Origin of the sequence: Sphingomonas sp. (genome assembly GCF_031426035.1) — a bacterium.
GTDB lineage: Bacteria > Pseudomonadota > Alphaproteobacteria > Sphingomonadales > Sphingomonadaceae > Sphingomicrobium.
On the sequence record NZ_JANPKO010000161.1, the window covers coordinates 1 to 20,778 of the forward strand.

General features: G+C 68.6%; 19 protein-coding genes and 1 pseudogene. 11 read left to right on the forward strand and 9 right to left on the reverse strand.

Annotation, left to right across the window (positions count from 1 at the left end; all coding sequences use genetic code 11):
- On the reverse strand, positions 1–427 hold a 427-nt coding region (locus RMP08_RS11980), incomplete at its 3' end, for a Maf family protein (RefSeq protein ID WP_310469231.1).
- Between the two features lie 316 nt (positions 428–743).
- On the opposite strand from RMP08_RS11980, the gene hemE reads away from it, so the two are divergent.
- The 9 genes from hemE (at position 744) to RMP08_RS12025 (ending at position 10,198) form a co-directional block, all read left to right on the forward strand.
- Positions 744–1,808 (forward strand): uroporphyrinogen decarboxylase, encoded by a 1,065-nt coding sequence (gene hemE / locus RMP08_RS11985; protein ID WP_310469232.1) that lies wholly within the window; start codon positions 744–746, stop codon positions 1,806–1,808.
- Positions 1,805–2,278 carry a CopD family protein gene (locus RMP08_RS11990; protein WP_310469233.1) on the forward strand — a complete coding sequence of 158 codons (474 nt, stop codon included), beginning with the start codon at positions 1,805–1,807 and terminating at the stop codon, positions 2,276–2,278. Before hemE ends, RMP08_RS11990 begins: the two co-directional genes overlap by 4 nt.
- Positions 2,279–2,794: 516 nt before the next feature.
- Positions 2,795–4,051: a transcription termination factor Rho gene (rho, locus tag RMP08_RS11995; protein WP_310469234.1), complete on the forward strand. Its 1,257-nt coding sequence runs from the start codon at positions 2,795–2,797 to the stop codon at positions 4,049–4,051.
- Positions 4,052–4,109: 58 nt separating this feature from the next.
- A complete protein-coding gene (locus RMP08_RS12000) occupies positions 4,110–4,835 on the forward strand; it encodes a YjbE family putative metal transport protein (protein WP_310469235.1) in 726 nt (241 codons plus the stop codon).
- A 48-nt stretch (positions 4,836–4,883) separates the two neighbouring features.
- Positions 4,884–6,167: a tRNA uridine-5-carboxymethylaminomethyl(34) synthesis GTPase MnmE gene (gene mnmE / locus RMP08_RS12005; protein ID WP_310469236.1), complete on the forward strand. Its 1,284-nt coding sequence runs from the start codon at positions 4,884–4,886 to the stop codon at positions 6,165–6,167.
- An 86-nt stretch (positions 6,168–6,253) separates the two neighbouring features.
- Positions 6,254–7,933: a tRNA uridine-5-carboxymethylaminomethyl(34) synthesis enzyme MnmG gene (gene mnmG, locus RMP08_RS12010; protein ID WP_310469237.1), complete on the forward strand. Its 1,680-nt coding sequence runs from the start codon at positions 6,254–6,256 to the stop codon at positions 7,931–7,933.
- On the forward strand, positions 7,930–8,541 hold the full coding sequence (rsmG, locus tag RMP08_RS12015) for a 16S rRNA (guanine(527)-N(7))-methyltransferase RsmG (RefSeq protein WP_310469238.1): 612 nt from the start codon (positions 7,930–7,932) through the stop codon (positions 8,539–8,541). The genes mnmG and rsmG overlap by 4 nt, the downstream gene beginning before the upstream one ends.
- Positions 8,538–9,320 (forward strand): ParA family protein, encoded by a 783-nt coding sequence (locus tag RMP08_RS12020; protein ID WP_310469239.1) that lies wholly within the window; start codon positions 8,538–8,540, stop codon positions 9,318–9,320. Before rsmG ends, RMP08_RS12020 begins: the two co-directional genes overlap by 4 nt.
- The gene (locus tag RMP08_RS12025) at positions 9,317–10,198 is read left to right on the forward strand and encodes a ParB/RepB/Spo0J family partition protein (RefSeq protein WP_310469240.1); all 882 of its coding nucleotides are present in this window, start codon (positions 9,317–9,319) and stop codon (positions 10,196–10,198) included. Before RMP08_RS12020 ends, RMP08_RS12025 begins: the two co-directional genes overlap by 4 nt.
- Positions 10,199–10,309: 111 nt before the next feature.
- Here RMP08_RS12025 and holA read toward each other — a convergent pair whose 3' ends face one another.
- Genes holA through RMP08_RS12045 form a run of 4 tightly spaced genes read right to left on the reverse strand, consistent with a single transcriptional unit; the run spans position 10,310 to position 14,888 of the window.
- Complete coding sequence (gene holA, locus RMP08_RS12030) at positions 10,310–11,329, reverse strand: DNA polymerase III subunit delta (RefSeq protein ID WP_310469241.1); 1,020 nt, start codon at positions 11,327–11,329, stop codon at positions 10,310–10,312.
- Positions 11,326–11,832, reverse strand: coding sequence for an LPS assembly lipoprotein LptE (gene lptE / locus RMP08_RS12035; protein WP_310469242.1), 507 nt, complete (start codon positions 11,830–11,832; stop codon positions 11,326–11,328). Before lptE ends, holA begins: the two co-directional genes overlap by 4 nt.
- On the reverse strand, positions 11,832–14,444 hold the full coding sequence (leuS, locus tag RMP08_RS12040) for a leucine--tRNA ligase (RefSeq protein WP_310469243.1): 2,613 nt from the start codon (positions 14,442–14,444) through the stop codon (positions 11,832–11,834). The genes lptE and leuS overlap by 1 nt, the downstream gene beginning before the upstream one ends.
- A 9-nt stretch (positions 14,445–14,453) precedes the next feature.
- Positions 14,454–14,888 carry a DUF3576 domain-containing protein gene (locus RMP08_RS12045; RefSeq protein WP_409049797.1) on the reverse strand — a complete coding sequence of 145 codons (435 nt, stop codon included), beginning with the start codon at positions 14,886–14,888 and terminating at the stop codon, positions 14,454–14,456.
- Positions 14,889–15,068: 180 nt separating this feature from the next.
- On the opposite strand from RMP08_RS12045, the gene RMP08_RS12050 reads away from it, so the two are divergent.
- Both RMP08_RS12050 and RMP08_RS12055 read left to right on the forward strand, forming a co-directional pair.
- The gene (locus tag RMP08_RS12050; protein ID WP_310469244.1) at positions 15,069–15,785 is read left to right on the forward strand and encodes a porin; all 717 of its coding nucleotides are present in this window, start codon (positions 15,069–15,071) and stop codon (positions 15,783–15,785) included.
- A 46-nt stretch (positions 15,786–15,831) separates the two neighbouring features.
- Positions 15,832–16,488, forward strand: coding sequence for a YggS family pyridoxal phosphate-dependent enzyme (locus tag RMP08_RS12055; protein ID WP_310469245.1), 657 nt, complete (start codon positions 15,832–15,834; stop codon positions 16,486–16,488).
- Here RMP08_RS12055 and ribA read toward each other — a convergent pair.
- From ribA to RMP08_RS12075, 4 genes and pseudogenes are all read right to left on the reverse strand, one after another.
- Positions 16,485–17,540 carry a GTP cyclohydrolase II gene (gene ribA / locus RMP08_RS12060; protein ID WP_310469246.1) on the reverse strand — a complete coding sequence of 352 codons (1,056 nt, stop codon included), beginning with the start codon at positions 17,538–17,540 and terminating at the stop codon, positions 16,485–16,487. The genes RMP08_RS12055 and ribA overlap by 4 nt on opposite strands.
- A complete protein-coding gene (locus tag RMP08_RS12065) occupies positions 17,537–18,319 on the reverse strand; it encodes an exodeoxyribonuclease III (RefSeq protein ID WP_310469249.1) in 783 nt (260 codons plus the stop codon). The genes ribA and RMP08_RS12065 overlap by 4 nt, the downstream gene beginning before the upstream one ends.
- Positions 18,320–18,551: 232 nt before the next feature.
- Positions 18,552–19,169: an outer membrane lipoprotein carrier protein LolA gene (locus tag RMP08_RS12070; RefSeq protein ID WP_310469247.1), complete on the reverse strand. Its 618-nt coding sequence runs from the start codon at positions 19,167–19,169 to the stop codon at positions 18,552–18,554.
- Positions 19,170–19,256: 87 nt separating this feature from the next.
- Positions 19,257–20,778, reverse strand: a pseudogene (locus RMP08_RS12075) (DNA translocase FtsK); the annotation flags it as partial.

A 20,778-nucleotide genomic window follows, 5' to 3' on the forward strand; every position in this document is an offset into this window, starting at 1 on the left:
ATTCGGCGTCGAGGTAGGCGGCGATGAAGTCGTCGCTTAGCGGGCGGACATGGAGGGTCGCGGTGTCGGTGTGGCTCCAGTCGGCCTGGCCGTCCCGGGCGAGGGCGACCGCGCTGGTCAGGGTTAGCGGCTGGCCCGAGAAATAGCGCAGATGCTCGGCGGCTTTGGCGCGGGTTGTGGGCTTGTCGAACCGGCGGCCGGCGCAGGCGGCGACGCTGTCGCTGCCGATCACCCAGTCGCCGGCCTGGTGCGCGCTGACCGCGACGGCTTTGGCTTCGGCCAGCTCGCGGGCGAGGTGCGCGCGATCTTTGGTGCGCGCCTTGGCCGCGGCTTCGTCAATGTTTGCGGGGACAACCTCGAACGACACGCCGGCGGCGGCGAGCATGTGCGCGCGGATCGGGCTGGCGGAGGCGAGGATCAGCGGCAATTTTCTCTCTGCAGATTTCTCTCGGGCAAAACCCTGTGGACAAGCCCGGCATTGTCCTAGCGCGAAGCTGGGGGGCGGCAAGCTCGGCGGTTTGTTCGACCGGTTTAGGTGGTTGTGCCGCGATTCATCCACGGCCGCCCGATTCCACCCCCAGCCTGTGAATCGCGGGCAATGGCCGGGCCGACTCGCGGGATCGGCGCGAGTCGCGATTTCGCCGCCATGTTGGCAAAAGCGGTAGGCCCGCCTAAGTCCCGCCTTGCGCGCCCCACCTACTTCAACAACCTTATTCTAATACTATATAATATAGGAGAAAGTGGTGTCCCCGACGCCTCGCGAAGCCGCCCAGGCCGGGGTCCCGGACAAGCCGTTGCTTGCCGTGTTGCGGGGTGAGCGGCGCGATCCCCCGCCGGTATGGATGATGCGCCAGGCCGGGCGCTATCTGCCCGAGTATCGCGAGCTGCGCGCCGCCAAGGGCGGGTTCCTCGACCTGGTCTATGACAGCGACGCCGCGGCCGAGGTTACCCTGCAGCCATTGAAGCGCTTCCCGCTCGATGCCGCGATCCTGTTTTCCGACATTCTGATCGTGCCGTTCGCGCTGGGGCAGAATTTGAGCTTTGTGGCGGGCGACGGGCCGAGCCTGACGCCGCCTTTGGTTGGCACCGATCTTGCCACGCTGACGCCTTACCCGGTGCGGCTCGAGCCGATTTACGAGACGGTGGCCAAGGTCAAGGCGGGGCTCGGGCCGAGCCAGACTTTGATCGGGTTTGCCGGTGCGCCGTGGACGGTTGCGACCTACATGGTCGCCGGGCACGGCAGCCGCGACCAGGCCGAGACGCGGCGGCTGGCGTATGGCGACGCGGGGCGGTTCGGCGCGATCGTCGAGGCGATCGAGACGATGACGTTCGATTATCTGAGCGGCCAGATCGAGGCGGGCGCGGAAGTCGTACAGTTGTTCGACAGCTGGTCGGGGAGTTTGGCGCCGAGCGAGTTCGAGCGGTGGGTGATCGCGCCGACGGCGCGGCTGACGGCGCGGTTGCGGCAGAAATATCCCGACGTGCCGGTGATCGGCTTTCCCAAGGGCGCTGGCGGGAAATTATGCGCTTATGCCCGCGTAACGGGGGTCAGCGCGGTCGGGCTCGACGAGACGGTCGACCCGGTGTGGGCGGACAAGGAATTGCCGGCCGGGCTGCCGGTGCAGGGCAATCTCGACCCGCTGGCGCTGATCGCGGGGGGCGCGGCGCTGAAGCCCGCCGTGCGGCGCATCCTTGACGCGCTGGCCGGGCGCCCGCACATCTTCAACCTCGGCCACGGCATTTTGCAGGACACGCCGATCGCCCATGTCGAGGAGCTGATGGCCTTGCTCAAGAAGAAGAAAAAATGAGCGGGTTCGACCTCGGCAATTTCCAAACGCTCGGATTTCTCGGCGCGGCCTACCCGTGGGTCAAGGCGGCGCACGTCACCTTCGTGATCTTCTGGATCGCCGGGCTGTTCATCGTCCCGCGCTATTACATCCACCACCAGGCGACCACCCCGGGATCGGCCGAGGACCGCGCGTGGATCGAGCGCGAGGACCGCGCGCGGACGATCATCCTGGCGCCGGCGATGCTGATCGTGTGGGCGCTCGGGCTGATGCTGGCGGTCCATTTGGGCGCGTTCGGCCAGGCGTGGTTCTCGGCCAAACTGGCGCTGGTCGTGCTGCTCACCGCCTACCAGGGCTGGATCGGCGCCTATGGCAAAAAACTCGCCGCCGGCCAGCGCGACCTCGAGGACAAGAAGTTGCGCCTGATGAACGAGGTGCCGGGGATCCTGACCGCGCTGATCGTGGTGCTGGTGATCGTCCGGCCGTTCTAGGCTCCCGGTTCATACCACTGAATATTGAGGGCTTTTGAATGTTTGTCGGCTTGTACGCTTGCCTGATCGCCATGCCAATCGGCGGAGCCGTGAGGCTCTTGACGATGTTCTTCGCGCGCGGTCGCGAAAAAGCCTGGCGGTGGATAGCTTACGTAGTTCCTACAATCGGTATCGTCGTAACTCTAATTCGATGGCAGGATATTGAAGCTGACGCTTTCTTCGCGTCTGTAATGATTGCCATCATCGCGTTTTGGAGTCTGACGGGTTCCGCCATGGGAGCGGCTATTGCAACCCGCTTGGTGCAAGGGAAGCCTAGCGCCCGCAAAGACGACCAATAGCCCGTCCTGATTGACAGCGCCGGGCTGCGCCCATAACGCGGGCGCACCACTCGGCTGCATCGGCCAGTTTCCCACTTCGCCGGTCCGCCTTTCCATTCACGCTGCGTCCTGCCGCGTCCGTTTTGTCCGTTTCCGGATCGAACTCCAGTTCCCCAAGCTACCCAAGAAAAGACTCCCCATGCATTTGAAAGACCTCAAGAAAAACACCCCCGCCGAGCTGGTTTCGATGGCCGAGGAGGCCGGGATCGAAGGCGCCTCGACGATGCGCAAGCAGGATCTGATGTTCTCGATCCTCAAGGTCCGCGCGGAATCGGGCGCCGAGATCATGGGCATGGGCACCATCGAAGTGCTCAACGACGGCTTCGGATTCCTGCGCAGCCCCGAGGCCAATTACCTCGCCGGGCCCGACGACATCTATGTCGCGCCCAACCTCGTGCGCCGCTTCGGCCTGAGGACCGGCGACACCTGCGAAGGCGAGATCCGCGGCCCCAAGGTCGGCGAGCGCTATTTTGCGCTGACCCGCGTCACCCAGATCAATTTCGACGACCCCGAGGCGGTCCGCCACCGGGTCAACTTCGACAACCTCACCCCGCTCTATCCCGACAGCAAGCTGCGGCTCGACACGCTCGACCCGACGGTCAAGGACAAGTCGGCGCGGGTGATCGACATCGTCGCGCCGCAGGGCAAGGGCCAGCGCGCGCTGATCGTCGCCCCGCCGCGCACCGGCAAGACCGTGCTGTTACAGAACATCGCCAAGGCGATTACCGACAACCATCCCGAGGTGTTCCTCATCGTGCTGCTGATCGACGAGCGGCCGGAGGAAGTCACCGACATGCAGCGCTCGGTCAACGGCGAGGTCATTTCGTCGACCTTCGACGAGCCCGCCAGCCGCCACGTCCAGGTCGCCGAGATGGTCATCGAAAAGGCCAAGCGGCTGGTCGAGCACAAGAAGGATGTCGTCATCCTGCTCGACTCGATCACCCGCCTAGGGCGCGCCTACAACACCGTGGTGCCGTCGTCGGGCAAGGTGCTTACGGGCGGCGTCGACGCCAATGCCTTGCAGCGGCCGAAGCGCTTCTTCGGCGCCGCGCGCAACATCGAGGAAGGCGGCTCGCTTTCAATCATCGCCACCGCGCTGATCGATACCGGGTCGAAGATGGACGAGGTCATCTTCGAGGAGTTCAAGGGCACCGGCAATTCGGAAATCGTGCTCGACCGCAAGGTCAGCGACAAGCGCATCTTCCCCTCGCTCGACGTCGGCAAGTCGGGCACGCGCAAGGAAGAATTGCTGGTCGATCCGGCCACCCTTTCCAAGATGTGGGTGCTGCGCCGCATCCTGATGCAGATGGGGACGATCGACGCGATGCAGTTCCTGCTCGACAAGATGAAAGACGCCAAGTCCAACGAGGACTTTTTCGCCTCGATGAACCAGTAGCGGAACCCGGCTTTCCCATTTCCGTTCGGGCGAACGGGGTTTCCAGGATGACAATGCAATGATCGACACGCTGCTCGCCGCCGCCAGCGCCACCGCCGAGGGGTTTGGCGGCCCCGCCGGGATGTGGGCGGCGATCGTCAACGATTTCTCCAACATCACCGAGCCCGCCGCGTTCGCGGCGTTCATCCAGGTCTTGATGATCGACCTCGTGCTGGCCGGCGACAACGCGATCGTGGTCGGCGCGCTGGCCGCCGGGCTGCCGCCCGAACAGCGGCGCAAGGTGATCCTGATCGGCGTGCTCGCGGCGCTCGTGCTGCGCGTCGGCTTCGCCTTGATCGTCACCCAATTGCTCCAGATCGTCGGGCTGATCCTCGCCGGCGGCATCCTGTTGCTGTGGGTGGCGTGGAAGATGTGGCGCGAGCTGCGCCATGCCGGGGAGAGCGCCGGATCGCCCGAAATCGAGGGCGACGAGCATAGCGGCATCCGCTCGGCCAAGAGCTTCGCCGGCGCGGTGTGGGCTGTGGCGGTGGCCGACATCTCGATGAGCCTCGACAATGTGCTGGCGGTGGCCGGCGCCGCGCGCGAGCACCCCGGGATCCTGATCGTCGGGTTGATCTTCGCGGTCGCTCTGATGGGCCTCGCCGCCAACCTCATCGCCAAATATATCGAGCGCTACCGCTGGATCGCCTATGTCGGGCTGGCGGTGATCCTGTGGGTCGCGGTCAAGATGATCTGGGAAGGCTGGCACGACGTGGCGCCGGTGGTGATGCGCTTCGCGGCGTAATTCCCCTCCCGCTGGCGGGAGGGGGTAACGGTCGGCTACAGCCCTGCCGTGCCCAACGACACCATCTTCGCGCTTGCCAGCGGCCGTCCGCCGGCGGCGATCGGGCTGATCCGGGTCAGCGGGGCGTTGGCGCATGCAGCGGGGCGGCAGCTGGCGCCTGAGGGCCTTCCAGAGCCCCGCCAGGCCGCGCTGCGGGCGTTGCGCGACGCCGACGGCCACTTGCTCGACCACGCGCTGCTGCTGCGCTTCGACGGCCCCGCCAGCGCGACTGGCGAGGATGCCGTCGAGTTCCATTGCCATGGCGGCCGCGCGGTGATCGACGCAGTGCTGGGCGCGCTGGGCGCGATCGACGGGTTGCGACAGGCCGAGCCCGGCGAATTCACCCGCCGCGCCTTCGAAAACGGCCGCATCGACCTGACCGAGGCGGAAGGGCTCGCCGACCTGCTCGAGGCCGAGACCGAAAGCCAGCGCCGCGCCGCGCTGTTGCTCGCGGAGGGCGGGCTGCGGCGGCAAATCGAGGCGTGGCAGGAGGCGCTGCTGAGGCTGTCGGCGCGCGCCGAAGCGGCGATCGACTATGACGAGGAAGACAGCGTCGGACGTGACGTTTCGCTTTCTCACGATTGCGGTGCATTAGCATTAGAGCTGGACGAATGGCTCTCCCGTCCCCGCGTCGAGCCGCTGCGCGACGGGGTCAGGATCGTGGTGGCGGGTCCGCCTAACGCCGGAAAGTCAAGCCTTCTCAATGCGATAGCGGGAACCGAGCGGGCGATCGTCACGGCCCTGCCGGGCACCACGCGCGACCATATTGAAGTGCCGTTGGCGTTGGCAGGAGCGCCGATCGTGCTGACCGATACGGCCGGGCTGCGGGACAGCGACGAGCCCGTCGAGCGCATCGGGGTGGCGCGGGCGCGGGGGTTGATCGAGGGCGCCGACGTGCTGCTGTGGCTCGGCGAGCCGGGCGATGCGCCGCCGCATCCGCGCCTGATTTTGGTTCACCCGCGCTGCGACCTGCCGGGGCGCGAGCAGGCGCCCGGCGGCTCGCGTGCTGTGTCGTCGGTGACCGGCGCCGGCTTGGCCGGGCTGCTCGGCGAGATCGGGTCGACCGCGCGGACGCTGCTCCCCGGCGAGGATGCGGTCGCACTGAACCGGCGCCAGGCCAGCCAGTTGGCCGAAGCGCATGACGCCGTGACGTCAGCCGCCGCCGCGCCCGACGTGGTCATCGCGGCCGAGCATTTGCGCCAGGCACGCGGGGCGTTCGACCGGCTGACCGGCCGCGCGGGGGTGGAGGATCTGCTCGACGCGCTGTTCGGGCGATTCTGCCTGGGGAAATGAGAAGAGTCGCCTCGCACGCCTTTCGGCTCGGGCGATGTTTCATGTGAAACATTCCCGCCCGCGGGCAAATCGGGTAGAGGCGCGCCATGTTTGACGTGCTCGTGATCGGTGCCGGCCATGCCGGGTGCGAGGCCGCCGCCGCCGCCGCCCGTCGCGGCGCGCGCGTAGGCCTGGTCACGTTCCGCGCGGAAGACGTCGGGCAGATGTCGTGCAACCCGTCAATCGGCGGGGTCGGCAAGGGCCATCTGGTGCGCGAGCTCGACGTTTTCGACGGGCTGATGGCGCGCGCCGCCGACCGCGCAGCGATCCACCGCCGCATGCTCAACCGCAGCAAGGGGCCGGCGGTCCACGGCCCGCGCGTCCAGGCCGACCGCAAGCTCTATCGCGCTGCGGTCGCCAAGTTAGTCGCCGAGAGCGGGGTCGAGATCATTGTCGGCGAGGCGCTCGCGCTGGTCCTGTCCGGCGGGCGGGTCTCGGGGGTCGACACCAGCGTCGGGCGACTGGCGTGCAGCGCGGTGGTGATCGCCACCGGCACCTTCCTCGACGCAAAATTGTTCGTCGGCGACGAGGTCCAGGCGGGCGGCCGCACCGGCGAGCGCGCATCGGCGGCGCTGGCGTCGCAGGTGCGCGAAATCGGGCTGGCGCAGGGCCGGCTCAAGACCGGCACCCCGCCGCGGCTCGACGAGCGGACGATCGACTGGTCGCGGCTCGAGGAGCAGCCGAGCGACCGCGCTGCCTGGACCATGTCGGCGCTCGACGACGGGGCGCGGGTGCCCCAGCTCGCCTGCGCGATCGCCCGCACCAACGCGCGCACGCACGACATCATCCGCGCCGCGTTCGACCGCTCGCCTCTGTTCGCCGGGACGATCGAGGGGCGGGGCCCGCGCTACTGCCCGTCGATCGAGGATAAAGTAAAAAGGTTCGGCGATCGCGACGGCCACCAGATCTTCCTCGAGCCCGAGGGCCTCGACGACTTTCTGGTTTACCCCAACGGGATTTCGACTTCGTTGCCGGCCGATGTCCAGCTGGACTTCGTGCGAAGCATCGCGGGGCTCGAGCGCGCCGAGATCGTGCGGCCCGGCTACGCGGTCGAATATGAGTATATAGACCCGCGCCGGCTCGATTCGACGCTGGCGACGCGCGACGTCGCCGGGCTGTATCTCGCCGGCCAGATCAACGGCACCACCGGTTATGAGGAAGCCGCCGCGCAGGGGCTGGCCGCGGGGCTCAACGCCGCGGCACATGCGCTCGACTTGACTCCGGAGCGGTTTGACCGCCGCACCTCTTACGTTGGCGTAATGATCGACGACCTCACCTTGCACGGGGTCAGCGAGCCGTATCGCATGATGACCGCGCGCGCCGAGTACCGGCTTGCGTTGCGCGCCGACAATGCGGTGACCCGCCTCGGGGCGGCGGCGATTGGTGCCGGGTGCGTATCCCCCCGCCGCCGGACGGCAATCGAGCGCCACTTCGCAATGCGTGAGACGGCGGCTTGGGCGCAGACCGGAGAAGGGCGGGCCGACGCACTTTATGCGCCTTACCTCGAACGCCAGCAGCGCGAGTGGGATGCGGTTCAGCGCGATGTCGCGGTGCGCGTTCCAGCCAGCTTCGATTTCGCGACGATCCCCGGGCTGTCGACCGAGATGGCGGAGCGGCTTGCCGGGGCGCGGCCCGAGACGCTCGACCAGGCGTCGCGGGTCCGCGGCATCACGCCGGCTGCGCTGTCGGCGTTGTACGTCGCGGTGACGCGCCGCGCGGCGGCATGATCGAGGCGCTCGAGGCGGCCAGCGGGCGAGCTGTTTCACGTGAAACATTCGAGGCCCTCGAGCGCTACGTTGCGCTTCTCCAAGACGAGAACCGGCGCCAGAACCTCATTTCGGCGGCGAGTGTCGAAGCCATCTGGCAGCGCCACATCGCGGATTCTGCGCAGCTCGCTCGGTTCGCCTTGGGGGGAGCGTCGTGGGTCGATATCGGGTCCGGGGCGGGACTTCCCGGTATCGTCATCGCACTGTTGACCGACGGAGCGATGACCCTGGTCGAACCGCGCCGGCTCCGCGCCGACTTCCTGTCCCGCGTTGTAACCGAGCTCGGATTGGCGGGCCGTGTCGCTGTTCAATGCGCGAAAGTCGAGAAAATCACCGGGAAATTCGACGTGATCACCGCGCGCGCGGTCGCGCCGCTCGGAAAATTATTGGGGATATCTCGCCATTTGTCGCATCCCGGCACCATCTGGTTGCTGCCCAAGGGCAAAAGCGCAAAATCCGAACTGGCCGAGGCGCGGCGAAACTGGCAGTGTGATGCGCGCATGGAACCAAGCCGCACCGATCCGGATTCCGCGATCCTGGTGTTGTCGAATGTAAAGGCGACCGCATGATCCGCATCGCAGTGGCCAACCAGAAGGGCGGGGTGGGCAAGACCACCACCGCGATCAACCTCGCCACCGCGCTCGCCGCGATCGGGTGGAAGGTGCTGCTGGTCGACCTCGATCCGCAGGGCAACGCCTCGACCGGGCTCGGCGTGCCGCACGGCGCGCGGACGCGCTCGAGCTATGACGTGCTGATCGGCGATGCCAGCCTGGTCGAGGCCGCGCTGCCGACGCGCGTTCCCAAGCTCGACCTGCTGCCGGCGACGATGGACCTGTCGGGCGCCGAAGTGGAACTGGTCGCGCTCGACGACCGCGCGCATCGGCTCGGCCGCGCGTTCGATGCCGCGCCGCCGGGGCGGTGGGACATCTGCTTGATCGATTGCCCGCCGTCGCTCGGGCTGCTGACGGTCAACGCGCTCGCCGCTGCGCGCCATCTGCTGGTGCCGCTGCAGTGCGAGTTCTTCGCGCTCGAGGGACTGAGCCAATTGCTCCAGACCGTCGAGCGCATCCGCGTCGCATTCAACCCCGAGCTCGCCATCCTCGGCGTCGCGCTGACCATGTTCGACCGCCGCAACCGCCTGTCGCAGCAGGTCGCCGACGATGTCCGCGCGTGCCTCGGCGCGGCGGTGTTCGACACCGTGGTGCCGCGCAACGTGCGGCTGTCGGAGGCGCCCAGCCACGGGCTGCCGGCACTGATCTACGACCTGCGCTGCCCCGGCTCGGAAGCCTATATCCGCCTCGCGCGGGAATTGATCGCGCGGCTGCCGCGGCGGGCGGAAGCGGCATGAGCCTGAAACCGGGATCCGGACTCGGGCGCGGGCTATCGGCGCTGATCGACGAGAATGCGCGGCCGGCGAGCGACACCAGCGCGGCGGCCGCGGCGGCGCGCGGCGGGGTGCGCGAGGTCGAGATCGCGCGGATCCGCCCCAACCCCAACCAGCCGCGGGTCCGTTTCGATGACGAAACAATCACCGAGCTGGCGGAATCGATCGCCGAGCGCGGGGTGCTCCAGCCGATCCTGCTCAGGCCCGACGGCGACGGCTTCCAGATCGTCGCCGGCGAGCGTCGTTGGCGGGCGGCCCAACGTGCGCGGCTCCACACCATCCCCGCGATCGTCCGCGAGATCGACGCCGCGACCACCGCCGAGCTGGCGCTGATCGAGAATATCCAGCGCGAGGATCTCAACGCGATCGAGGAGGCTGACGGCTACCGCCAGTTGATCGAGCGCCACGGCCATACCCAGGAAGCGGTCGGCAAGCTCGTCCATAAATCGCGCAGCCATGTCACTAACCTATTGAGATTGCTAGACTTACCCGAGTTCGTCCGCGATGCGCTATTGCGAGGCGAAATCAGCATGGGCCACGCGCGCGCGGTCGCCGCGGCGCCTGATCCGGCCGCGCTGGCGCAGGAGGTGATCGCCAAGGACCTGTCGGTGCGCCAGACCGAGGCCCGCGCCCGCCGCGCCAAGCGCCCTTCGAGCGAATCCGCGCCTGGCGAGCGACGCATCGACGCCGACCTCGCCGCGCTGGAACGCCAGCTGGCCGACCTGCTCGGGCTCAAGGTCAAGGTCGCCCACGACGGCAAGGCCGGCACCGTGGTGCTGCATTACTCGAGCCTCGACCAGCTCGACATGATCTGCCAGCGCCTCTCGGGCGAGCCGATCTAAGCAGCGAATGTCCCGTTCGTCCTGAGCGAAGTCGAAGGGCATTTCCGGAGCCAGCGCGAAACGCCCTTCGACTTCGCTACGCTTCGCTCAGGAAGAACGGATTGTGGTTCGTTACCGCCGCCGCGCGGCACGGGCGATCGCGGTGAGTTCCTCGCCTAGCGCAGCGGTGACCGGGGCGGGGGTCAGCATGAGGTCGCGCTCGAGCTTGCCGGCGCGCTCGGCGACGGTCGCCAGGCCCTTGGCATCCCAGCTCGCCAGGAGCCTGGTCAGCAGCGGCTTGTCCTTCCAGAACAATGACTTGCCCAATGACGTCATGACGGCGTCGGGGCGCTCTCCACTTTCCACCCGGGCGCGCATCGGGGCCAGCATCAGCAACCGCCGCTGGACCGCGCGGACCACCGGGATCGCTTCTGTACCGCCGCTGCTCAGCCGCGCCAGCTCGTCGGCAAGCGCGGCGAGGTCGCCGCCCAGCGCGAGGTCGGACAATCGGGTGACGTCGCCCTCGGCCATGTCGGCGCCGACCGCGTCGAGCGCGTCATGGCCGAGTTCTCCCGGACGCTCGGGGGCGGCGTCCTTGTACAGCGCGAGCTTGGCCAGCTCCTGGGCGACGATCGCGCGGTCGTTCCCCGCCGCGCCGGCGATCCGCGCCGCCACCCCGGGAGCGCAGCGCAAGCCATGCCCGCGCGCGATTTCCACCACCATCTGCTCGGCGTCGCGGCCTTCGAGCTCGTACGACGCATGGGCCAGCGCCAACGGGTGCGCCTCGGCCAGTTTGAGCAGCGCCGACGACTTGCGCAATGCCCCGCCGATCGCGACCACCGGGCTCTCCACCGCGGGGGCCGCGAACAACGCCTCGACCGCCGCCAAGATGTCCTCGCCCGCGGGGTCGATCCACAGGGCGCGGGGCTCGCCGAACAGGCTGATCGCGCTCGCTTCGTCGGCCAGCGCGGCGGGGTCGCTCTTGAGCGCGGCGGCCGCGATCACTGCCTTCGCGGCGCCGCCGAGACCGGCCAGCAAGCGTTCTCCGTGGCCGCGCGACTGGCTGTCGTCGGGGCCGTAGAACAGATAGAAACGGCACTTGGCGTCGGGCCGGTCGAGCGCGCCGGCGAGGCTGCCCTTGGCCGCCTTCACGGGGTCGCCGGGCGGCGCGCCGCGAACAGCCCGACGCGCGCGACGATCTGGTCGGCGACGACTTCGGACAAGCGCTCGACCGCGGTCTGTTCGGCGGCCACCGTCGCGTAGGGCGAGCTGACCACGTCGATCCCGGCGTCGGAGCCCGCGGTGGCGTCGAGCACCACCGCGCCGGTGGCGAGGTCGAGCAAGCGGTAGCGCGCGCGCAGGGTGCGCCGTTCGCGCGTCGCCGAGCGGTCGCCGCGGATGCCCAAGCCGGTGATATTGTCGTCGAGCTCGACCTCGAGCCGCAGAGTCGCGCCGGCCCCCGCGGGCGCGCCCCCAAGCCGCTCCTTCAGATCATTGTAGACAAGCCACCCGGTCTGCCCGGCGATTGGCGCCACCTCGACCGAGCGAAGGGTGGTCGCCACCGTCCCGCTCGCCCCGTCGGCGTACATCGGCCTGAGCCCGCAGCCGGCCAGCGCCAGTGCGGCGAACAGGGGGAGGGCAGCGAAAGCGCGCATCAGGCGACGATATTGACCAGCCGGTCGGGAACCACAATCACCTTGCGCGGGGTGGCGCCGTCGAGCTGGCGGCGGACCTTGTCCGAAGCCATTGCAAGCGCCTCGGCCGCCGCCTTGTCGAGCCCGCGCGGCGCGGTCAGCGTATCGCGCAACTTGCCGTTGACCTGGACCGCCAGCGTGACCTGGTCGTCGAGCAGCAGCGCCGGGTCGTGCGCCGGCCACGGGGCGTCGACCACCATCCCCGCTTCGCCCAGCGCCGCCCACGCTTCCTCGGCGAGGTGCGGAGCCATCGGCGCGGCGAGCTGGATCAGCGTGCGGATCGCGGCCGAGCGCGTCGCCGACGGCGCGGCCTTCTCGATCGCGCTGGTCAGCTCGTACAGTTGCGCCACCGCCTTGTTGAACTGGAGCGCCTCGATCGCCTCGCCGGTGGCGGCGATTGTCCGATGCCGCTTGCGCTCGAGCGCGTCGTCGCCGCCCTCCGCCGCGGCATCATTGGCCGCCAGCCGCCATACCCGCTGGACGAACCGCGCCGCGCCCTCGATCCCGGCCTCCGACCATTCGAGGTCGCGTTCGGGAGGCGAATCGGACAGCATGAACCAGCGCACCGCATCGGCGCCGTAGCGCGCGACGATCGGCTCGGGGTCGATCGTGTTGCGCTTCGATTTCGACATCTTTTCCACGCGCCCGCGCTCGAGCGCCGCGCCGCTGACGCGCTCGATCACCCCGCCGCCGGCCACCGCCGAAATCTCGTCGGGCGCGATCCACCGCCCGTCGGCCGAGCGGTAGGTCTCGTGGGTCACCATCCCTTGCGTGAACAATCCCTTGAACGGCTCGTCGATCCCGATCCGCCCGATCTTCTTGAGCGCCCGCGTCCAGAACCGCGCGTAGAGCAGGTGCAAAATCGCATGCTCGACCCCGCCGATATATTGCCCGACCGGAAGCCATTGCTCGGCCTCGGCGCGGTCGAACGGTTTTTCCTTTGGCTGGCTGGCGAAGCGAATGAAATACCAGCTTGAATCGACAAAGGTATCGAGCGTGTCGGTCTCGCGCCGCGCGCTCCCACCGCACTTGGGGCAATCGACCAGCCGCCACCCGTCGTGGCGGTCGAGCGGGTTGCCGGGCAGCTCGAAACTGACGTCCTCGGGCAGCACCACCGGCAATTGGTCGCGCGGCACCGGCACCGGGCCGCACTTTTCGCAGTGGATGATCGGGATTGGCGTGCCCCAGTAGCGCTGGCGCGACACGCCCCAGTCGCGCAGCCGCCACGCGGTGGTGCCCTTGCCCCACCCCGCCGCCTCGGCCTGGCGGATCACCTCGATCTCGGCCTGCTCGCTGGTCAGGCCGTCGAGGAAGCGCGAGTTGACCGCGATCCCGGCCTCGTTCTCGGCCTCGCCGCCGATCGGCAGCCCGGCATCGGCGGCGCTTGCGGCGACCACGCGGCGGATCGGCAAATGATAGCGCTTGGCGAATTCGTAATCGCGCTGGTCGTGGCCCGGGACGCCGAAAATCGCCCCGGTGCCATAGTCCATCAGCACGAAATTGGCGATGTAGACGGGCAGCTTCCATGCCGCGTCGAATGGGTGGACGACCTCGAGCCCGGTGTCGTAGCCGCGCTTGTCGGCGGTCTCGATCTCGGCCGCGGTGGTCCCGCCGAGGCGGCACTCGGCGATGAACTCGGCGGCATTGGGGTCGGCCGCGGCCACCGCCTCGGCGAGCGGGTGGCCGGCGGCGATCGCGACGAAGCTGGCGCCGAAAATGGTGTCAGGGCGAGTGGTGAAGACGGCGATGCTGTCGCTTCCCCTCCCGCTCGCGGGAGGGGTTAGGGGTGGGGCTGTTTCATTGGGTATCGGCGTGTCCTCAGACCCACCCCCGGCCCCTCCCGCAGGCGGGAGGGGGGAAGCGAGCCGAAAGGAGAACTCCAGCCCCCGACTCTTCCCGATCCAGTTCTCCTGCATCAACCGCACCTTGTCGGGCCACTGGTCGAGCGTCGCGAGACCGTCGAGCAATTCCTCGGCGAAGTCGGTGATCTTCAAGAACCATTGCGACAATTTGCGCCGCTCGACCGCCGCGCCCGAACGCCAGCCCTTGCCGTCGATCACCTGCTCGTTGGCGAGCACGGTCATGTCGACCGGGTCCCAATTGACCTCGCTCTCCTTGCGGTAGACCAGCCCGGCCTCGAACAGGTCGAGGAACAGCGCCTGCTCGTGACCGTAATAAGCGGGGTCGCAGGTCGCCAGCTCGCGGCTCCAGTCGAGCGCGAAACCCAATCGCTTCAGCTGCCCGCGCATCGTCGCGATATTGGCCCAGGTCCATTCGCCGGGGTGGACCTTGCGCTCCATCGCGGCATTTTCGGCGGGCATCCCGAATGCGTCCCAGCCCATCGGGTGGAGCACTTCCATGCCCTGCATGCGGCGGTAGCGGGCGAGCACGTCGCCCATCGTGTAATTGCGGACATGCCCCATGTGGATGCGCCCCGACGGGTAGGGGAACATCTCCAGCACATAGCTCTTGGGCTTGGGGCTCGCCGCGTCGGCCGCGAAACAGCATTGCTCGTCCCAGCGCTGCTGCCAGCGGACGTCCGCGGCCGCCGGGTCGAAGCGGGCGGCGCTCATCGCGGCGGCTTACCCGCCGATGGTCTGGCGGCGCAGGTCGCGGGCGCGGGTCAGGATGATGTCCTCGAGCTTCTGCACGGTGGCCGCCGAGACCGGCGCATCGACCCACGCGCCGGCCTGGTTGACCTGGCGCGAGGCGGCCACGCGCAGCGCGTCGGCGCGCAGATCCTGGTCGAGGATCGAGACCGTCAGCTTGACCCGCTCGCCCGGCGAGTTGGGATTGGCGTACCAGTCGGTGACGATCACCCCGCCATTCGAATCGGCCTGGACCAGCGGCGCGAACGAGACGGTGTCGATCGCCGCCTTCCACAGATAGGCGTTGACCCCGATGGTGGTCATCCGCGACGGCGCCATCCGGTTCGGGATGTCGCGGTTGCGCGAGCAGCCGGGGACGGCCACGGCGAGGATCATCATAGCGGCGACGGCAGAGGGCAGGCGGGGCATCGGTGTTCCTCGGGTAAGCGGCGGTTCATCGGGCTTATAGATACTGCCCCGGGCACCGCAAGCAGGGGAAGGATCTGTCCGATTGTGGTGCATCGGCAACAGCCGCGTTGCGAATCGATTCGAGTCATGGAACCTTCGCCTTCGCTTAGCTATATCCACTCAGTGACAAGGAGTGCGCTGGTGCAAGTGAGTCGTTCGGGTCTGGCCAAATCGGTTGCGGCGCTTGCCGCGGCCGGTCTTGTGCTGTCCCCGGCGTTCGCCGCCGGCGAGACCAAGCGCCGCGCTCCGGCGGTGTCGCTGAGCTTCGACCCGATCGCTACCTTCACCCCCGCCGCCGCCGATCCGCGGCTGGCCGCGGCGCTGGCCGGCAAGTCGGGCTCGCTGACCGATCTCAAATTCACCCCGGCCCCCGCCAAGGGCCGGCCGTCGCAGGTGCGCGTCGCGATCCGCGCCCGCGCGCCGTCGGCGGGCAGCCGCGATGCGGTCGCGCTCGCCGCGGCCTCGCCGGTCAGTGCGCTGACCCCCGCCAGCTACAATCTCGGCGTCGCAGTCGGCTGGCGGCGCTTCGCCGTGGCCGGCGATGTCGCCAAGTCGAAGGATGCCAATGCGGCGCTCGGCGGCCGCGAATCGGCGGTGGTCGGGGTCAGCTATTCGCTCAACCCGCGCCTGAGCGGGCGAGTCGCGGTCGGCGCCGAGCGCGGCGACGGCAAGGCGCTCGCCGCACTGCGCCAGAGCGACAATTATTCGGTCGATGTCGGCGGCGCCTTCTCGCTGACCAAGCGCATCGCGGTCACCGGCGGCGTCCGTTACCGCGTCGACAAGGACCGGCTGTCCACGCTGCAGGACCAGCGCCGCGACAGCCAGGCGGTCTACGTCGGCACCGCCTTCAAGTTCTAAGGCCTAAGCTTCCACCCCATCGCTGTGCTGCGTATGGCTTGCGGCCATGAGCAACGCCGTTGTCCGCCGCCAGACGATCCTCGATGCCATCGCCGCCGCGGCCAAGCTCGCGCGGCGCGATCCGGGCGAGATCACTTTGGTCGCGGTCAGCAAGACTCGCAGCGTGGACGAGATCGAAGCGCTGATCACCGCCGGGCAGCGCGATTTCGGCGAAAGCCGGGTTCAGGAGGCGGGCGACAAATGGCCGGCGCTCAAGGCGGCACACCCCGATCTCCGCCTGCATTGCGTGGGCCGCCTGCAATCGAACAAGGCGGCCGAGGCGGTCGAACTGTTCGACGTCATCCACTCGCTCGACCGCCGCTCGCTGCTCGATGCCCTGGTCAAGGCAGGCGAGGCGGCCGGGCGCCTTCCCGCCGCCTACGTCCAGGTCAACATCGGCGAGGAGGAGCAAAAAGGCGGCTGCGCGATTGGCGAGATCGGCGCGCTGGTCGCAGCGGTCCGCGCGTCCCCGCTGCCGCTCGCCGGGCTGATGGCGATCCCCCCGCTCGGCCTCGAGCCGTCCCCGTACTTCGCGTTGCTCGCCAAGCTCGCCGACGACCACGGCGTGGCGGGCCTGAGCATGGGCATGTCGAACGACTTCAAGCCCGCGGTGATGCTCGGCGCGACCGCGGTGCGGGTCGGGACCGCGCTGTTCGAAGATTAAGGCAGATGCCCGCTCTTCGCCTGCTTGGCGGCGATATAGTCGGCGTTGTGCGGGTTGGTCGGCATGTGGTGCGCGACGCGCTCGGCCACTGCGATCCCGGCCGCCGCCAGCCCCGCCTCCTTCGCCGGATTGTTGGTCAGCAGCCGCACCCGCTCGATGCCGAGCGCGCGCAGCATCGCCGCGGCATGGGCGTAATCGCGCTCGTCGTCGGCGAACCCCAGCCGCAGATTGGCGTCGACCGTGTCGAGCCCGCGGTCCTGCAGCGCATAAGCGCGCAACTTGTTGGCGAGCCCGATCCCGCGCCCTTCCTGGCGCAAATACAAAAGGACCCCGCCGCCGGCCGCGCCGATCAGCCGCAGCGCTTCCTTCAATTGCGGCCCGCAATCGCATTTGAGGCTGCCGAACACGTCGCCGGTCAGGCACTCGCTGTGCAGCCGCACCAGCGGCGGCTCGCCGCCGAACGCGCCGACCACCAGCGCGACATGCTCCTGCCCATCGTCGGCCGCGCGAAAAGCAAGGATCTGCGTCTCGGGCAGCCCGTCGAGCGGCAGCTTGGCGCGCGCCACCAGCGCCACTTCGCGCGCGGTCCCCGGCTGCAGCGCATCGATCGGCACTGTCGCCACCGCGGCAGCATCGCCAACCAGCCACAATGCCGGCAACAGCCCGGCGGCGCGCGCCAGCGCCAGCGCCGCCTTGGCCGCATCCTCGTCGGCCACCGGCTGCGGCTGGAGCGGGCCGATCGGCGCGCGCAGCAAATCCTGCCCGGGGTCGGCCAGCGCCAGTGCGGTCGCGGCGTCGAGCCACGCGCAGCGCGCCACCACCACCGGCTGCGCGGGGTCGGCGGCGTCGCGCGCATTGCCGAGCGCCAGCGCCGCCGCGCGCTGCCCGCTCAGAAGCAACGGCGCCGCGCCCTCGGGGTCGAGCAGGTCGAGCATCTCCTGCGTCGCGGTCTCGACCGCCGCGACGACCAGCGGATGCGGCCCGGCGATGCGCACCGGCCGCCCCCCGCGCAGCGCGGCGATCGCGGTGCGCAGCGCGCCGGCGCCGCTCAAACCTCGAGCTCGCAGATCAGCGGGACATGGTCGGACGGCCGCTGCCAGCCGCGGCACGGCTCGAGCACGCGGTGCCCGGTGACGGTCCCCGCCAGCTCGGGCGAGGCCCACATATGGTCGAGCCGGCGGCCGCGGTCGTTCTGGGTGTAGTCGAGCGAGCGATAGCTCCACCAGGTGAAGCAGCGCTCCGGCGCCGGCACGAACTTGCGGCCGATGTCGATCCACCCGTGCGCCTGCTGCAGCGCGCCGAGCGCCTCGACCTCGATCGGCGTGTGGCTGACGACGTTGACCAGCGCCTTGTGGCTCCACACGTCGCATTCCAATGGCGCGACATTGAAGTCGCCGACGATCAGCGTCGGCTCGCGCAGGTCTTCGGACCATTTGGTCATGCGCCCGATGAAATCGAGCTTTTGCCCGAACTTGGGGTTGAGGCTGCGGTCGGGGATGTCTCCGCCGGCCGGGACATAGACGTTCTCGATGCGGATCCCGCACGGCAGGCGTGCGCCGACATGCCGCGCCTCGCCATTGTCCTGCCAGTCGTGGCGCCCCGGCTCGCCGAGCGGCAAGCGGCTGAGGATCGCCACCCCGTGGTGCATCTTCTGGCCGTTCAAATGATGGTCGAGGTAGCCGTGGCGCTTGAACAGAGCGGCGGGGAACACGTCGTCGAGCGCCTTGGTCTCCTGCAGGCACAGCACGTCGGGCTGCTCCTCGACGATCAGCCGCTCGACACTCTCGATCCGCGCCCGGACCGAGTTGATGTTCCACGAGGCGATCTTGATGCGGGTCACGCGCCGTCCATTAGCCCGCCGCGCGAGGCCACGCCAACCGCGATAAAAAATGGCCCCCGCTCCGGGGGCTTGGAGCGAGGGCCGACCAAGCGTTCGTCACGCAAGGCGTTCCTGCGGCTGCCGTGGGTAACAGGGGGAAACCCCAAGCATCATGCAGGAATCGTCCCGTTTTAAGACCGCCTTACTGACGCCGCGATGAACGGTAGCGATGGGCTACGCTTTTTTAGCGGCGGCGCTTCTTGGGCTCGGCATATTGGAACGCGCTGTCGGGGACCGCGACATTGTAGCGCTGGTTGGCGAGCTTGATGGTGGTCTTCTTGTTCTGGGCGTCGATCGCGGTCCACCCCTCGAGCAGCAAGCCGCCGGGCGCCGACGGGCTCTTGACGAAGGCCAGGATCAGCGTCCCGAACTCGGGCCGGCGGGCGTCGCGCGCGCGCACCACCAGCACCCGCGGGTCGGAGTTGGGCACGACGCGGGCAATGCGGCGGATGTCGGGCTTGGCCGCGAGCAGCATGCCGAGCGGGGTCTTGCCCAGCGCCCAGCTCGACTTCTGCCCGACCTCGTAATCGAGGAACGCCAGTGTGCTGCCGTTGGCGACCATCAGCATGTTGGCGCCGCCGCCATATTCGAACCGCACCCGCCCCGGGCGCTTGAGCTGCATCGTCCCGCGCTGGATGCGGTTGCGGGCGTCGGTCTGGGTGAAATTGGCGGTCATCGACTGCACCGCGCTCAGATGCGCCTCGACCCGCGCCACCTCGGCGCTCTGCGCGTGGGCCGGCGCGGCTACCGCGACCAGCGCCAGCGGGGCGAGCACGCGCGCGAAGGGGTTTGCGAAAATCATGAACAAGCTCCTGGAAAATCGTTTCGCCAGCACCTGGCGTCCGCGCATTGAATGCGGCGTGAACCCGTCGGTTCCGCGCCGTTCAGGCTAGAGCGGGTGCCCGTCGCGGTCGATCAGCACTTCGCGCCGCCCGACGTGGTCAGGCTGGCCGACCAGGCCGTCCTTCTCCATCCGCTCGATCAGCCGCGCCGCGCTGTTGTAGCCGACCCGCAACTGGCGCTGGAGATACGACGTCGACGCCTTCTGGCTCTCCGCCACGATCTGGATCGCCTTGCGGTACATCTGCGTCTCGGCGTCGTCCTCCCCCACCGGCTGGCCGTCGAACAGATAACCCCCGTCCTCGGGTTCCTCGGTCACCGCCTGGACGTAGTCGGGCACGCCCTGCTTGCGCCAATGCTCGGCCACGCTCCGCACTTCCTCATCGCTGACGAACGGGCCGTGGACGCGCATGATCTGCTTGCCGCCCGGCATGTACAGCATGTCGCCCTTGCCCAGCAGTTGCTCCGCCCCCTGCTCGCCGAGGATGGTGCGAGAATCGATCTTGCTCGTCACCTGGAAGCTGATGCGGGTCGGGAGATTGGCCTTGATCACCCCGGTGATGACGTCGACCGACGGCCGCTGGGTCGCCATGATCAAGTGAATCCCCGCCGCGCGCGCCTTTTGCGCCAGCCGCTGGACGAGGAACTCGACTTCTTTCCCCGCGGTCATCATCAGATCGGCCAGCTCGTCGATGATCACCACGATCTGCGGCAACACCTCGAACTCGAGCTGCTCGGTCTCGTAGGTCGGCTGCCCGGTCTCGGCGTTATAGCCGGTCTGCACCCGCCGCCCGAGCTGCGCGCCCTTGGCCTTGGCCTCGCGCACCTTGGCGTTGAAGCTGGGCAGCGCGCGCACCCCCAGGCTGGCCATCATGCGGTAGCGCTCCTCCATCTGCTCGACGGTCCATTTGAGCGCGCGGATCGCCTTGCCCGGTTCGGTCACCACCGGGCTGAGCAGGTGCGGGATGTCCTCGTACATGCTCAACTCGAGCATCTTGGGGTCGATCATGATCAGCCGGCACTCGTCCGGGGTCATCCGGTACAGTAGCGACAGGATCATGCAGTTGAGCCCGACCGACTTGCCCGATCCGGTGGTCCCCGCGACCAGCAGGTGCGGCATCGGCGCCAGATCGGCGATGACCGGGTCGCCGGCGATATTCTTCCCCAGAATCAGCGGCAGCGCCATGGTCTGGTCTTCCTAGGCCTGGCTGCCGATCAGCTCGGACAGCACCACCGATTCGCGCTTGGGGTTGGGCAGCTCGATGCCGATCACGCTGCGGCCGGGGATGGTGGCGACGCGCGCCGACAGCGCCGACATGTTGCGCGCGATGTCGTCGGCGAGCTGGATCACCCGGCTCGCCTTGATCCCCGACGCCGGCTCCAGCTCGTACATCGTCACCACCGGCCCCGGCCGCACCTCGACGATGTCGCCGCGGACGTGGAAATCCTCGAGCACGCTCTCGAGCAGCCGCGCGTTGCGCTCGAGCCCGGCGCGGTCGATCTGGGCGCGGCCCTTGTCCGGCTTGGGCGCCAGCAAATCGATCGTCGGCAGCGCATAATTGTCGCCCAGC